Source organism: Streptomyces sp. NPDC088350 (assembly GCF_044753545.1).
Taxonomy (GTDB): domain Bacteria; phylum Actinomycetota; class Actinomycetes; order Streptomycetales; family Streptomycetaceae; genus Streptomyces.
In genome coordinates this window covers 508936-522115 of sequence record NZ_JBIVNL010000001.1, presented here as the reverse complement: position 1 = coordinate 522115, position 13180 = coordinate 508936, and the positions used below count along the sequence as shown (strand labels likewise).

At 70.3% G+C, this 13180-nt stretch carries 16 protein-coding genes; 11 read left to right on the top strand and 5 right to left on the bottom strand.

The genetic code is table 11. From position 1 onward, the window contains the following. The first annotated feature begins 13 nt into the window (after positions 1-13). Positions 14-481, top strand: coding sequence for a hypothetical protein (locus tag ACIQBL_RS02430; RefSeq protein ID WP_401935839.1), 468 nt, complete (start codon positions 14-16; stop codon positions 479-481). A gap of 63 nt (positions 482-544) precedes the next feature. Here the strand turns inward: ACIQBL_RS02430 and ACIQBL_RS02425 are convergent, their stop codons facing one another. Next, a complete protein-coding gene (locus tag ACIQBL_RS02425; RefSeq protein ID WP_401935837.1) occupies positions 545-1216 on the bottom strand; it encodes a PH domain-containing protein in 672 nt (223 codons plus the stop codon). Between the two features lie 192 nt (positions 1217-1408). Between ACIQBL_RS02425 and deoC the strand changes: the two genes are divergently transcribed. Genes deoC through ACIQBL_RS02410 form a run of 3 tightly spaced genes read left to right on the top strand, consistent with a single transcriptional unit; the run spans position 1409 to position 4682 of the window. Continuing rightward, positions 1409-2365: a deoxyribose-phosphate aldolase gene (gene deoC, locus ACIQBL_RS02420; protein WP_401935835.1), complete on the top strand. Its 957-nt coding sequence runs from the start codon at positions 1409-1411 to the stop codon at positions 2363-2365. A gap of 6 nt (positions 2366-2371) precedes the next feature. Next, entirely contained in the window at positions 2372-3805 is a 1434-nt protein-coding gene (locus ACIQBL_RS02415) for an aldehyde dehydrogenase family protein (protein ID WP_401935833.1), read from the top strand. Further along, positions 3798-4682: an aldehyde dehydrogenase family protein gene (locus ACIQBL_RS02410; RefSeq protein ID WP_401935832.1), complete on the top strand. Its 885-nt coding sequence runs from the start codon at positions 3798-3800 to the stop codon at positions 4680-4682. The genes ACIQBL_RS02415 and ACIQBL_RS02410 overlap by 8 nt, the downstream gene beginning before the upstream one ends. A gap of 108 nt (positions 4683-4790) precedes the next feature. Here ACIQBL_RS02410 and ACIQBL_RS02405 read toward each other — a convergent pair whose 3' ends face one another. Continuing rightward, a complete protein-coding gene (locus ACIQBL_RS02405) occupies positions 4791-5195 on the bottom strand; it encodes a hypothetical protein (RefSeq protein WP_401935830.1) in 405 nt (134 codons plus the stop codon). 127 nt (positions 5196-5322) lie between these two features. Between ACIQBL_RS02405 and ACIQBL_RS02400 the strand changes: the two genes are divergently transcribed. Both ACIQBL_RS02400 and ACIQBL_RS02395 read left to right on the top strand, forming a co-directional pair. Beyond that, positions 5323-5970, top strand: a complete 648-nt coding sequence (locus tag ACIQBL_RS02400; protein WP_401935828.1) for a uridine kinase — start codon at positions 5323-5325, stop codon at positions 5968-5970. Between the two features lie 30 nt (positions 5971-6000). Then, complete coding sequence (locus tag ACIQBL_RS02395; RefSeq protein ID WP_401935827.1) at positions 6001-6351, top strand: DUF6281 family protein; 351 nt, start codon at positions 6001-6003, stop codon at positions 6349-6351. Positions 6352-6532: 181 nt separating this feature from the next. Here ACIQBL_RS02395 and ACIQBL_RS02390 read toward each other — a convergent pair whose 3' ends face one another. Next, the gene (locus ACIQBL_RS02390) at positions 6533-7306 is read right to left on the bottom strand and encodes a SigE family RNA polymerase sigma factor (protein WP_401935825.1); all 774 of its coding nucleotides are present in this window, start codon (positions 7304-7306) and stop codon (positions 6533-6535) included. Positions 7307-7561: 255 nt separating this feature from the next. On the opposite strand from ACIQBL_RS02390, the gene afsQ1 reads away from it, so the two are divergent. From afsQ1 to ACIQBL_RS02365, 5 genes are all read left to right on the top strand, one after another. Then, positions 7562-8239 carry a two-component system response regulator AfsQ1 gene (gene afsQ1 / locus ACIQBL_RS02385; protein ID WP_033280216.1) on the top strand — a complete coding sequence of 226 codons (678 nt, stop codon included), beginning with the start codon at positions 7562-7564 and terminating at the stop codon, positions 8237-8239. Next, the gene (locus ACIQBL_RS02380) at positions 8236-9816 is read left to right on the top strand and encodes an ATP-binding protein (RefSeq protein WP_401935823.1); all 1581 of its coding nucleotides are present in this window, start codon (positions 8236-8238) and stop codon (positions 9814-9816) included. Before afsQ1 ends, ACIQBL_RS02380 begins: the two co-directional genes overlap by 4 nt. Beyond that, positions 9813-10457, top strand: a complete 645-nt coding sequence (locus ACIQBL_RS02375; RefSeq protein ID WP_401935822.1) for a hypothetical protein — start codon at positions 9813-9815, stop codon at positions 10455-10457. The genes ACIQBL_RS02380 and ACIQBL_RS02375 overlap by 4 nt, the downstream gene beginning before the upstream one ends. A gap of 110 nt (positions 10458-10567) precedes the next feature. Then, positions 10568-11119: a VanZ family protein gene (locus tag ACIQBL_RS02370; protein ID WP_401935820.1), complete on the top strand. Its 552-nt coding sequence runs from the start codon at positions 10568-10570 to the stop codon at positions 11117-11119. Between the two features lie 94 nt (positions 11120-11213). Then, positions 11214-11417: a PspC domain-containing protein gene (locus tag ACIQBL_RS02365; RefSeq protein WP_019055767.1), complete on the top strand. Its 204-nt coding sequence runs from the start codon at positions 11214-11216 to the stop codon at positions 11415-11417. A gap of 95 nt (positions 11418-11512) precedes the next feature. Here the strand turns inward: ACIQBL_RS02365 and ACIQBL_RS02360 are convergent, their stop codons facing one another. Continuing rightward, positions 11513-11872, bottom strand: a complete 360-nt coding sequence (locus ACIQBL_RS02360) for an ATP-binding protein (protein WP_401935819.1) — start codon at positions 11870-11872, stop codon at positions 11513-11515. Positions 11873-12012: 140 nt separating this feature from the next. Next, positions 12013-13170 carry an adenosine deaminase gene (locus ACIQBL_RS02355; RefSeq protein WP_401935818.1) on the bottom strand — a complete coding sequence of 386 codons (1158 nt, stop codon included), beginning with the start codon at positions 13168-13170 and terminating at the stop codon, positions 12013-12015. Between the last annotated feature and the right edge of the window lie 10 nt (positions 13171-13180).

Below are 13180 nucleotides of genomic sequence, written 5' to 3'. Positions count from 1 at the left end.
ACGGGAACGACGCGTGCACCACCACGGCTATCTGTGGGCCGGCCCGAAAGAGCGCTTCGACCAGGAAGCGCTACGACGGCCCCCGCACCCCGAGCCGCCCCCGGCGGGAAGCAGACCAGAACTGATTCAGCGGTACCGCGAAGTGGCCGCAGAATTCCCCACTTCCGATCTGCCGCCCCTGGAAACGGCATACTGGCTGCTCAAGCCGGATTCGCTGGTTCGTGGCACGTGGCAGGATGCGAAGGAGGCCGCGTCATGGCTCGGTGAGCGACTGGCCGAGTACGCGCCCCGGTTCGCATCGGAGCGGGACCAGGATGCCTCTCGGCTGGCCCGACTGATGAGCAGCGCAGCCGAACAACTGCACTCGAGTGCCGACGTGTCGTACGGCTTCTACCTCGAACAACCGTCGTTCCTGCATCTCGCTGTGGTGACATGTGCCCCGAACCGGGCGGCGTCGGCATTGCCCTGTCCGCTCGGGTGACATGCCACGGCCACCCGTTCAGCAACTCTCACCACCTGGCCTTCGACACACTCCCCTACTTCGCTACCCCACCGCCAGCAGGATCGCCAGGAGTACGGCACCCGTGACCGCCGGCGCGATCACCTCGTACGCCCAGCGCACCGTGACCTCGCCCTGCGCCGACTCCGCCCGCTCCCGGTTCTCCAGCAGTTCGCGCAGGTCGGCCATGATCTGGTCGGACTCCGCGCGCGTGGACCCACCCGGTACGGTTCCGCCACCGGCGCCGAAGCCGAAGCTGCCGGCCCTGCCGAACGACCCGGACCTGCCGCCGCCGCGCTGCGCGCCCGCCGCCTCCGCCGTGGCCCGCGCCTCGCGCCGCGCGGCCTTCTTGCGGGCGCGCAGCGAGACCGGCACGGCCCACAGCTGGAACTTGGCGCCCGCGTTCGTGAGAGCCTCGTTCGAGTAGCCGGACCGCAGCGCGGCCAGCTCGCCCCACGGCAGGACGACGATCCGGAACGGGTTGCGGATCCGCAGCCGGTCCGGGTTGGCGTACACCGCCGGGCGGAGCGTGAACGCCACGATCACCGGTACGACGAGGATCAGGCCCGCCAGTGCGAGCCACGGGGTGCGGCCGTGGCCGGTCACGAGGGCGTCGACGCCGAGCCAGCCGGCGATGGCCAGCAGCAGGACCCCGCCGGCGAGGCCCGCGGGTGAGCGGTAGATCCGGTCTTTGGTGTCGGGGGGCGGGGTCGTCATGGTGCCGATTCTGCCTCAGAGGTGCGCCTGGTCGCCGTCGGGGTTGTGTGCGTTCGCGACTGCGGGTGCGTTGTGGTTGCTCGCGCCCACGCGGCGGAGCCGCACACAGGTACAGCCCCGCGCCCCTTTGGGGCGCACATCTCGCCCGGGGTGTACAGCTGCTACGCGCGTAGATATGCTCGTCTGGTGACCATGCCCACCACTGCACCCACCGCACACGCTCTCGGTGACGTCACCGCGTCCGACAGCACGCTGCGCCGTTTCCTCCACGGGCTGCCCGGCGTCGACGCGGTCGGCCTGGAGGCGCGCGCCGCCTCGCTCGGCACCCGTTCCATCAAGACCACCGCGAAGGCGTACGCCATCGACCTCGCCATCTCGATGGTCGACCTGACGACGCTGGAAGGCGCGGACACCCCCGGCAAGGTCCGGGCGCTCGGCGCCAAGGCGGTCCGCCCCGACCCGACCGACCGGACGAGCCCCTCGACCGCGGCCGTCTGCGTCTATCCCGACATGGTGGCCACCGCCAAGGAGGCCGTCGCCGGTTCCTCCGTGAAGGTCGCCTCCGTCGCCACCGCGTTCCCGGCCGGCCGCGCCGCGCTCGACGTGAAGCTGGCCGACGTGCGCGACGCGGTCGCCGCCGGCGCCGACGAGATCGACATGGTCATCGACCGCGGGGCGTTCCTCGCGGGCAAGTACATGAAGGTCCACGACGAGATCGTCGCCGTGAAGGAGGCCTCGGGCGCCGCCCGCCTGAAGGTCATCTTCGAGACCGGCGAGCTGTCGACGTACGACAACATCCGCCGCGCGAGCTGGCTCGGCATGCTGGCCGGCGCGGACTTCATCAAGACGTCGACGGGCAAGGTCGCCGTCAACGCCACGCCCGCGAACACCCTGTTGATGCTGGAGGCGGTGCGCGACTTCCGCGCGCAGACCGGCGTACAGGTCGGCGTGAAGCCCGCGGGCGGTATCCGCACCTCCAAGGACGCCGTCAAGTTCCTGGTCATCGTCAACGAGACGGCGGGCGAGGACTGGCTGGACAACCACTGGTTCCGCTTCGGCGCGTCCTCGCTCCTGAACGACCTGCTGATGCAGCGTCAGAAGCTGGCCACCGGCCGCTACTCCGGCCCCGACTACGTGACGGTGGACTGATCCCCCATGACTGCCTTTGACTACGCACCGGCCCCCGAGTCCCGCTCGGTCGTCGACATCGCGCCTTCCTACGGCCTGTTCATCGACGGCGAGTTCACCGAGGCCGCCGACGGCAAGGTCTTCAAGACCGTCTCCCCCTCCACCGAAGAGGTCCTCTCCGAGATCGCCCAGGCGGGCGAGGCGGACGTCGACCGCGCGGTGAAGGCCGCCCGCAAGGCCTTCGAGAAGTGGTCGGCGCTGCCCGGCTCCGAGCGCGCCAAGTACCTGTTCCGTATCGCCCGGATCATCCAGGAGCGCAGCCGCGAACTGGCCGTCCTGGAGACCCTGGACAACGGCAAGCCCATCAAGGAGACGAGGGACGCCGACCTCCCCCTGGTCGCCGCGCACTTCTTCTACTACGCGGGCTGGGCCGACAAGTTGGGCCACGCGGGCTTCGGTACGAACCCGCAGCCCCTCGGTGTCGCGGGCCAGGTCATCCCCTGGAACTTCCCGCTCCTGATGCTGGCGTGGAAGATCGCCCCGGCGCTCGCCACCGGCAACACGGTGGTGTTGAAGCCCGCGGAGACGACCCCTCTCTCCGCGCTCTTCTTCGCGGACATCTGCCGCCAGGCCGGCCTCCCCAAGGGGGTCGTCAACATCCTTCCGGGATACGGCGATTCGGGCGCCGCGCTCGTCGCGCACCCGGACGTCGACAAGGTCGCCTTCACCGGCTCCACGGCGGTCGGCAAGGCGATCGCCCGCCAGGTGGCCGGCACGACCAAGAAGGTCACCCTCGAACTCGGCGGCAAGGGCGCGAACATCGTCTTCGACGACGCCCCCATCGACCAGGCGGTGGAGGGGATCGTCACCGGCATCTTCTTCAACCAGGGCCAGGTCTGCTGCGCGGGCAGCCGTCTGCTCGTCCAGGAGTCCATCCAGGACGAGCTGTTGGACTCCCTGAAGCGCAGGCTCTCCACCCTCCGCCTCGGCGACCCGCTCGACAAGAACACGGACATCGGCGCGATCAACTCCGCCGAGCAGCTCGCGCGGATCACCACCCTCGTGGAACAGGGCGAGGCGGAAGGCGCCGAGCGCTGGTCCCCGTCCTGCGAACTCCCGTCCTCCGGCTACTGGTTCGCCCCGACGCTCTTCACGAACGTCACCCAGGCGCACACCGTCGCCCGCGACGAGATCTTCGGCCCGGTGCTGTCCGTGCTGACCTTCCGCACGCCCGAGGAGGCGGTCGCGAAGGCCAACAACAGCCAGTACGGCCTCTCCGCCGGCATCTGGACGGAGAAGGGCTCCCGCATCCTCGCGGTCGCGAGCAAGCTGCGCGCGGGTGTCATCTGGTCCAACACGTTCAACAAGTTCGACCCGACCTCGCCGTTCGGCGGTTACAAGGAGTCGGGCTTCGGCCGCGAGGGCGGTCGCCACGGCCTGGAGGCGTACCTCGATGTCTGACCGTTTGAACGTCTTCAAGACCTACAAGCTGTACGTCGGGGGCAAGTTCCCCCGTAGCGAGAGCGGCCGGGTGTACGAGGTGACGGACTCCAAGGGCAAGTGGCTCGCGAACGCGCCCCTTTCCTCCCGCAAGGACGCCCGTGACGCGGTCGTGGCCGCCCGCAAGGCGTTCGGCGGCTGGTCCGGCGCGACGGCGTACAACCGGGGCCAGATCCTCTACCGCATCGCCGAGATGCTGGAGGGCCGCAAGGACCAGTTCGTCCGCGAAGTGGCCGACGCGGAGGGCCTGTCGAAGTCCAAGGCAGCCGCAGTCGTCGACGCGGCGATCGACCGCTGGGTCTGGTACGCGGGCTGGACCGACAAGATCGCGCAGGTGGTCGGCGGCGCGAACCCGGTAGCGGGCCCGTACTTCAACCTCTCCTCGCCCGAACCGACGGGAGTGGTCACCGTCCTGGCGCCCCAGGAGTCCTCCTTCCTGGGCCTGATCTCGGTCGTCGCCCCGGTCATCGCGACCGGCAACACGGTCGTCGTCATCGCGAGCGAGAACTCCCCGCTCCCCGCACTGTCGTTGGGCGAGGTCCTGGCCACCTCCGACCTGCCCGGCGGTGTCGTCAACGTCCTCTCCGGCAGGACGGCGGAGATCGCGGCCCCCCTCGCCGCGCACCAGGACGTCAACGCGATCGACTTGGCCGGCGCGGACGAAGTACTGGCGAAGGACCTGGAAATCGCGGCGGCCGACAACCTCAAGCGAGTCCTCCGTCCACAGCCTGTGGATTACACGGAGCCCCCGGGCATCAACCGCCTGACGGCCTTCCTGGAGACAAAGACGGTCTGGCATCCCACGGGTTCTCTAGGAGCCGGCGGCTCGTCCTACTGAGCCGGCCGCAGGCCGCTCAGTAGGGGCGCGGGGAACTGCGCGACCAGCCACCACCGGACCCGCACCCGGCAACGAGACCGCAGCTCCCCGCCCCTCCCCCGCACTCGCTCAGCCCCCCAACAACCCCGTCACCTGCCCGACCACCGGCATGCTCCCGATCGACTCCGCCTCCGCCACCGGCCCCGTCAACGCCCGCGAGGCCAACGGCTGAAAGTCCGCGAGCTGGGTGGCGACCCCGTTGTCGAGCGGGTCGACACCCGTCCCCGCGAGCGGGTTGGGCTTGAGCCCCGCAACCGGCCCGGTGACATAGCCGACCGTGCCGGTGAGGGCGCCAAGACCCGCCGCGGGGTCGATCTTGCCGAGCGAGGTGGGCCGCGTCCGCATCACGTCGACGACCGGCGCGGTGTCCGCGGCGGCGCTCGCCGCGCCCGCGCCCAGGGCTACTCCGGCGGTCGCGAGGGCGACCAGGGCGCGCTGGGCGGTCGGGTGCTGGGGGGACGTGTGTCGTGCCATTGCTGGTGCCACCTTCTGGTGCGCAGGGTAATCAGGTCAGCACGAAGGGTAGTTGACGTGTGATGCGCGTTCCAATGCCGACCCGCGGGGTCGGCAGGACGTACGGAATGCGTCAAACTGGTGTCCCGTGAGCATCCTTTCCCCGTCACCGGCCCGTGTCGTGCTGCTGTGCGGCCCCTCGGGTTCCGGCAAGTCCCTCGTCTCCGCCCGGTCCGGTCTGCCCGTGCTGCGGCTCGACGACTTCTACAAAGAGGGCGACGACCCGACGCTGCCGCTGGTGGCGGGGAGTTCGGACATCGACTGGGACCACCCCGACTCCTGGGACGCGGACATCGCGGTCGCCGCGATCGTGGAGCTGTGCCGCACGGGCCGTACGGACGTGCCGGTCTACGACATCTCGCTCAGCGCCCGTACGGGTACGGAGGCGGTCGACGTCGGGCGGACCCCGTTGTTCATAGCGGAGGGCATCTTCGCCGCCGAGGTCATCACCCGCTGCCAGGAACTGGGTGTCCTCGCCGACGCGCTGTGCCTGAGCCGCGGCCCGGTGCGCACCTTCCGCCGCCGTTTCCTGCGGGATCTCAAGGAGGGCCGCAAGTCCGTGCCCTTCCTGCTGCGGCGCGGCTGGCGGCTGATGCGGCTGGAGCGCTCGATCGTGGCCCGCCAGACCGGCCTCGGCGCACACGCCTGCGACAAGGACGAGGCCCTGGGCCGACTCGCCGCGGCGGCGGTCGGCCGGCGCCCGGCCCGAACGAATCCGGCGCCCACTCCGTCGTAGGTCCAGGACCTGCTGACGGAAAGGACGCCGATGACGACCGCCCTCCAGACCGGCCGACGGCTGATCGTGACGACCGCGCTGCTCGCCGCCGCTGTCGGATGCTCGGACGAGGGGCCCTCGGCGGCCTCCTGCGCGTATCTGGTGACGTACGGGGACCGCAGCTATCTCGGCGCCGAGGACGAGGACTTCGCCGTGGGCGAGCGGCTGGGGACCGCCACCGTCCCGGAGTGCGACGACACCCCGGACGACGCCGAGGTCGCCGTACCGCAAGGGAAGATCACCGCCTACGCGGTCAAGGGGATGGACCCGGACGTCGCCATCGCCGTCGGTGACGCGCCTGCCGAAGCGACGCTCATGAGGTTCCACCGGGCGGTCCGCTGAGCGCACACGGAAAAGCGGGACTGGACGGACCCCCCGGCCCTCCAGTCCCGCTCTCCCCTTTTCCCCCGTGGTGCTTCCCCCGTGTCCCCCCGTATCCCCCGTGACCCCGTCGGCACCCCCCGGTACCGATCCCCCGTGGTCCCCTTTGTGCTTCCCCCGTTACCTACTTCCCCCCCGACCCTCAGGCGACGAGCTCCCCGAAGGCGTCCTCCTCGTCACGGCCGAAGCTGAGGACCTCGTCCTCGCGCATGCGGCGGAGTGACCGCCAGATGCTGGACTTCACCGTGCCGACACTGATGTCGAGGATCTCCGCGATCTCCGGGTCCGTGCGGCCCTCGTAGTAGCGGAGGACCAGCATGGTGCGCTGGAGTTCCGGCAGCCGGGTCAGCGCCTGCCACAGGACCGCGCGCAGTTCGGTGCCGCGCATCGCGTCCGTGTCGCCGGGCGTCTCCGGCAGTTCCTCGGTCGGGTACTCGTTCAGCTTGCGGCGGCGCCACGCGCTGATGTGCAGGTTCGTCATGGTGCGGCGGAGGTAGCCCCCGACCGCGGCCTTGTCACTGATCCGGTCCCACGCCTTGTACGTCGAGAACAGCGCGCTCTGCAGCAGGTCCTCGGCCTCGAAGCGGTCACCGGTCAGGTGGTACGCGGTGGCGTACAGGGAGGCGCGGCGCTCCTGGACGTAGGCGGTGAACTCCGCCTCCGACAGCGAGCGACGCTCCCCCGTGTCCTCCCTGTACGCGCTTCCCCCGTGCGCTTCCCCCGTGTGCGCGTCAACCACCGTCATGTAACCGGTGTGCTGACGCCCGGCACCGCGAACGCACCCCCGCCCTCCCCCACGCTCGAACCCACTCGCGCGGGAGGGACCCCCATCAGCGCCGGACTTCTCTGAACCCCGGGTGACGTCGTGCAGACGCGTGATGACTGCGTTGTTGCTGGTGCTGTGCAGCGTGTTCATCTCGCGCCCCCCGTAGTGGACTTGCCCGGTGTTCGGATCTTCCGGCTCGGTTCCTTCGTGGTTCCTTGCCTGTGCCGAAAATCCTGCCGGGGCCACTTCATGGACGTGTCCCCCGACTGTCACAGACCTGTCACAGGGGTGGGTCTCTGCGGCTGCCCTCAGAAAAGGGACAGTCCGGTCACAGAAAGGGACGCTACGGGGCCCACCCGTGCGGGGTGTCGAAACCGCACCCCGCCATGGGCCAGAATGAGCCCCGTGCCTTCCCTGTTGCTGATCGAGGACGACGACGCCATCCGGACGGCCCTGGAGCTCTCGCTGACGCGCCAGGGACACCGGGTAGCCACCGCTGCCAGCGGCGAGGACGGTCTGAAACTGCTGCGTGAGCAGCGGCCGGACCTGATCGTGCTGGATGTGATGCTGCCCGGCATCGACGGCTTCGAGGTGTGCCGCCGCATCCGGCGCACGGACCAGCTGCCGATCATTCTGCTCACCGCGCGCAGCGACGACATCGACATCGTCGTCGGACTGGAGTCCGGCGCCGACGACTACGTGGTCAAACCCGTGCAGGGGCGCGTGCTGGACGCCCGTATCCGGGCCGTGCTGCGGCGCGGCGAGCGCGAGGCCAACGACGCGGCGACCTTCGGTTCGCTCGTCATCGACCGCGCCGCGATGACCGTCACGAAGAACGGCGAGGACCTCCAACTCACGCCCACCGAGCTGCGGTTGCTCCTGGAGCTGAGCCGGCGGCCCGGACAGGCCCTGTCCCGGCAGCAGTTGCTGCGGCTGGTGTGGGAGCACGACTACCTCGGCGACTCGCGCCTGGTGGACGCCTGTGTCCAGCGGCTGCGCGCCAAGGTCGAGGACATCCCCTCGTCCCCGACCCTCATCCGTACCGTGCGCGGCGTCGGCTACCGCCTGGACTCACCTCAGTGACCGACGCACCAGGGGGGATCCGCGGCTGGCGCCCGGGTCGTAAGGGAGTTCTGTGGCGGCTGCGGTTCACCAGCCTGCGCCTCAGGCTGGTCGTCGTGTTCGGTCTGGTCGCGCTGACCGCCGCCGTCTCCGCGTCCGGCATCGCCTACTGGCTCAACCGCGAGGCCGTCCTCACCCGCGCCCAGGACGCCGTACTGCGCGACTTCCGCCAGGAGATGCAGAACCGCGCGGGCGCCCTCCCCGCCCACCCCACCCAGGACGAACTGCTGCGCACCGCGGGCCAGATGGCCAACAGCAGCCAGCGCTTCAGCGTCCTGCTGGTCGCCGAGGACGCGAACAACAAGACGGTCTACGGCAACTCCGGCGGCCTGAACGGCTTTTCACTGGAGGACGTGCCCAAGTCGCTGCGCACGGCGGTGAACAAGCAGCAGTCGGTGACCGACGGCAACAAGGAGCCGTACCACCTGTACTGGCAGCGGGTCACCGAGCACGGCACACCGTTCCTGGTGGCCGGTACGCGGATGATCGGCGGCGGTCCGACCGGCTACATGCTCAAGTCCCTTGAGCCGGAGGCCAAGGACCTCAACTCCCTTGCCTGGTCGCTGGGTATCGCCACCGGGCTGGCGCTGATCGGTTCCGCGCTGCTCGCGCAGGCCGCCGCGACGACCGTCCTCAAGCCCGTGCACCGGCTCGGCATCGCCGCGCGCCGGCTCGGCGAGGGCAAGCTCGACACCCGGCTCCGGGTCTCCGGGACCGACGAACTCGCCGAACTGTCACGGACGTTCAACCAGACCGCCGAGGCGCTGGAGAAACGGGTCGCCGACATGGCGGCCCGGGACGACGCCTCGCGCCGTTTCGTCGCCGACATGTCCCACGAGCTGCGCACTCCGCTGACCGCCATCACCGCCGTGGTGGAGGTGCTGGAGGAGGAACTCGACGCCGAGACCGGCAGCGTGGACCCGATGATCGAGCCCGCCGTACGGCTCGTCGTCAGCGAGACCAAGCGGCTCGGCGATCTCGTCGAGAACCTGATGGAGGTCACCCGCTTCGACGCGGGCACCGCCCGGCTCGTCCTGGACGACGTCGACCTCGCCGACCAGATCACCGCGTGCATCGACGCCCGCGCCTGGCTGGACGCCGTGGACCTGGACGCCGAGCGCGGCATCCACTCCCGGCTCGACCCGCGGCGCCTCGACGTCATCCTCGCCAACCTCATCGGCAACGCCCTCAAGCACGGCGGCTCGCCGGTCAGGGTGTCGGTCCGCCTTGAGGACGACGACCTCGTCATCGCGGTCCGCGACCACGGCCCCGGCATCCCCGAGGACGTCCTGCCGCACGTCTTCGACCGCTTCTACAAGGCGAGCGCCTCCCGGCCGCGCTCCGAGGGCAGTGGCCTCGGCCTCTCCATCGCCCTGGAGAACGCCCACATCCACGGCGGCGAGATCACCGCCGCCAACTCCCCCGAGGGCGGCGCGGTGTTCACGCTGCGGCTGCCCAGGGACGCCTCCGCGCTCATGGAGGAGACCGACAAGGGCGAGGGCGACGGCTCGGACGGCTCCAAGGGGAACACGCCATGACCGTACGACAGTTGACGACTCGGCCCGGGGAACGGGCCGCAGCCGTACGCCGGTTGACGGCTCTCCCCCTGCTCGGGCTGCTGCTGGCGGGGTGCGGGATCCGGGCCACGGAGGTGCCGACCGACTTCGGGGCCGCGCCCTCGATGGTGCCCTGCACGCTCACCGAGCCGGACGTGTCGCCGCAGGCCGCGCACGGGGTTCCCGTGCAGGTGTTCCTGCTGTGCGGGTCGTCGCTGGTGACCGTCGACCGGGCCGTACAGGTGCCGGACGGCACGGCGGACGTGCAGCGGCGGGTGATCGTGGCGCAGGGGCTGCTGGACCAGCTCGCGCAGTCGCCGTCGCCGGGCGAGAAGGACGCCCGGTACACGACCGACGTGCGGGGCGGCATGACGGTCAGCGGACCGCGCCCCAAGGACCCCAAGGACGCGCTGCGGCTGAGCAACGCACCGGCCGACCTGACGTCGTACGCGCTCGCCCAGATCGTCTGCACGTTCTCCGACTCGGCCGCGGCCGAGGGCGACGGTTCGGTGATCCTCGGCGGCCCGGACACCACCCCCCTGCGCCGCTACGAGTGCACGGACGACGTCCGCTCCGACCCGGGCACCAAGACACCGCCTTCCAGCGAGGTGACGGGCGGCTGAAAGCGCCCCGGGGGTGAACGAGCCGCAAAAGGGCGATGTGGCGGAAGCCTCACCCCGGTGCTTGGCCGTCACCCGGAACCGATCGTGCCGGAGGGGGCGTCTTGTGGGGCGTGCAGCGTCAAGGCTCCATCGGCGGCAGTGCCGCGATTCGCGTCCGTGTGGCAGGAGGTGTCCTCCTCGTCGCACATCTCGTGCTCGTCGCCTGGGTCACGCTGCGACCAAGGGACGTCCCCTGGGTGATGCCCCCGAATCTGCACCCGCTGGCCAGCATCAGAGCCGATCTGGCCATGGGCTGGCCGGAGGCGTCGAAGCGGATCGGTGAGGGCCTCGCGCTGCTGGCCCCGCTGGGTGTCCTGCTCCCGACGGTCAGCGGCCGACTCCATGTCTCCCCGCTCGCGTCCTTCGTCCGTACGGTCGCCGCGGGCGCCCTGATCTCCCTGGGCATCGAACTGCTCCAGACCGGGGTGCCCGGCCAGGTCGTGGACATCGACTCGCTGCTCATGAACACGGTCGGCGTGGCCCTCGCGCACGCCGCGATCGTCCCGGCGGCCCGCGCCCGGCTCCGCCGCAGGGGCGAGAGCGGGCGCCCCGCAGCCGTCCTCCAGGAGGAAGCGGCTCAGGGACGGACCCCGACGATTCCCAGGGTCGGCATCGCACCGTAGAGCGACGCCGGGCGGCCTGCGGCTCCGTACCGTTGAGGACAGATGAGGCAGCCGCAGGGGAGGCCTCGGAGAGACGCTCACGAAGGAGCCACCCATGGCCGCCATTGCCCGCCCCACCCAAGGCCGCATGATCGGCGGAGTGTGCGCAGCGCTGGCGCGGCGCTTCGGTACCTCCGCGACCACGATGCGGGTGATCTTCCTGCTCTCGTGTCTGCTGCCCGGGCCGCAGTTCCTGCTCTACATCGCGCTGTGGATCCTGTTCCCGTCCGAGGACAAGGTGCGCACCGAGGCCTGGTGAGGCTCCGGCCCCCGCCTCCGCACACCGCCCGCGTACGCCGATGGGGCGCACCCCTTGTCCAGGGGTGCGCCCCGTCGGCGCGTTCGGGGGCGGGCTCAGCCCAGCGGGATGCCGTTCACCGGCAGGCCGTGCGTGGGCAGGCCCGTCTGCGACAGCGGGAGGCCGCCCAGCAGTCCGGCGACGGGCGCGGTCGGGCCGTCGGAGAGGAGCTTCTCGGCGGCCGGCTGCACGGCGGACAGACCACCCGCGAGGGCGGGCTGCGCCTGGCTCAGCGCCTCGCCGGCACCGGGCAGCGCCTTGGTGACGTTCTCCGCGGGCAGCGTGTGGGTCACGGAGCCCAGCGCCTGGGTGGCGTCCGGCACCGACGGCGCCGCGCTCGCGGCACCCGCGCCGACGGCGGCGAAGGCGGCACCGAGGGCGGCGACACCGAGGGTCTTGGCAGCAGACTGCTTCATGGTGAATGCGTCCTTGAATGGGATGACGGGGATGTGAGCGGTCCAAGACCGTAAACACGCGAGGGCGCCCGCCGCAAACATCGAAATGCGGACGGATTGTGAACACCCGCCCGCATTTCCCGCCTTCCGCTCCGCCCCGTTCAGCCCTCTTCGGCCAAAGAACCGCTGGTGGAAGCGGTCTGCCGGAACAGCCATTCGGATTTCAGCTCGGCATATCCGGGCTTGATCACGTCATTGATCATGGCGAGTCGTTCATCGAAAGGAATGAATGCTGACTTCATAGCATTGACGGAGAACCACTGCATGTCGTCGAGCGAATAACCGAACGCCTCGACAAGGTGCTCGAATTCCCGGCTCATGCTGGTGTGGGACATCAGACGGTTGTCGGTGTTGACCGTCGCCCGGAAGTGCAGCCGGCGCAGCAGCCCGATGGGGTGCTCGGCATAGGAGTCGGCGGCACCGGTCTGGAGGTTGGAGCTGGGGCACAGCTCCAGCGGGATGCGCTTGTCCCGGACGTAGGAGGCGAGCCGGCCGAGCTTGACCGAGCCGTCCTCCTGGACCTGGATGTCGTCGATGATGCGCACCCCGTGTCCGAGCCGGTCGGCGCCGCACCACTGGAGCGCCTGCCAGATCGACGGCAGCCCGAAGGCCTCACCGGCGTGGATCGTGAAGTGGTTGTTCTCGCGCTTCAGATACTCGAAGGCGTCCAGGTGCCGGGTGGGCGGGAACCCGGCCTCCGCGCCCGCGATGTCGAAGCCGACGACGCCCAAGTCGCGGTAGCGGTTGGCGAGTTCGGCGATCTCCAGGGCGCGGGCCGCGTGCCGCATGGCGGTGAGCAGGGCCCCGACGCGAATGCGACGGCCGTTCTCCCGCGCCAGCGACTCCCCTTGCCGGAAGCCCTCGTTGACCGCCTCGACGACGTCTTCGAGGCTCAGCCCGCCTTCGAGGTGCTGCTCGGGCGCGTACCGCACCTCGGCGTAGACGACGCCGTCCTCGGCGAGGTCCTCGGCGCACTCGCGGGCGACCCGGATCAGCGCGTCCCGGGTCTGCAGCACGCCGACGGTGTGCGAGAAGGTCTCCAAGTACCGTTCCAGCGAACCGGAGTCGGCGGCCTCGGCGAACCACACGCCGAGCTTGTCCGGGTCGGTCTCGGGGAGTTCGGTGTACCCGGCGTCCCGGGCGAGTTCGACGATCGTCCCCGGGCGGAGACCGCCGTCGAGGTGGTCGTGCAGCAGAACCTTCGGCGCCCGGCGGATCTGGTCCGGCGTCGGGGTGTTCGGGGTGCTCTGGCTCGTCATTTCCGCACTC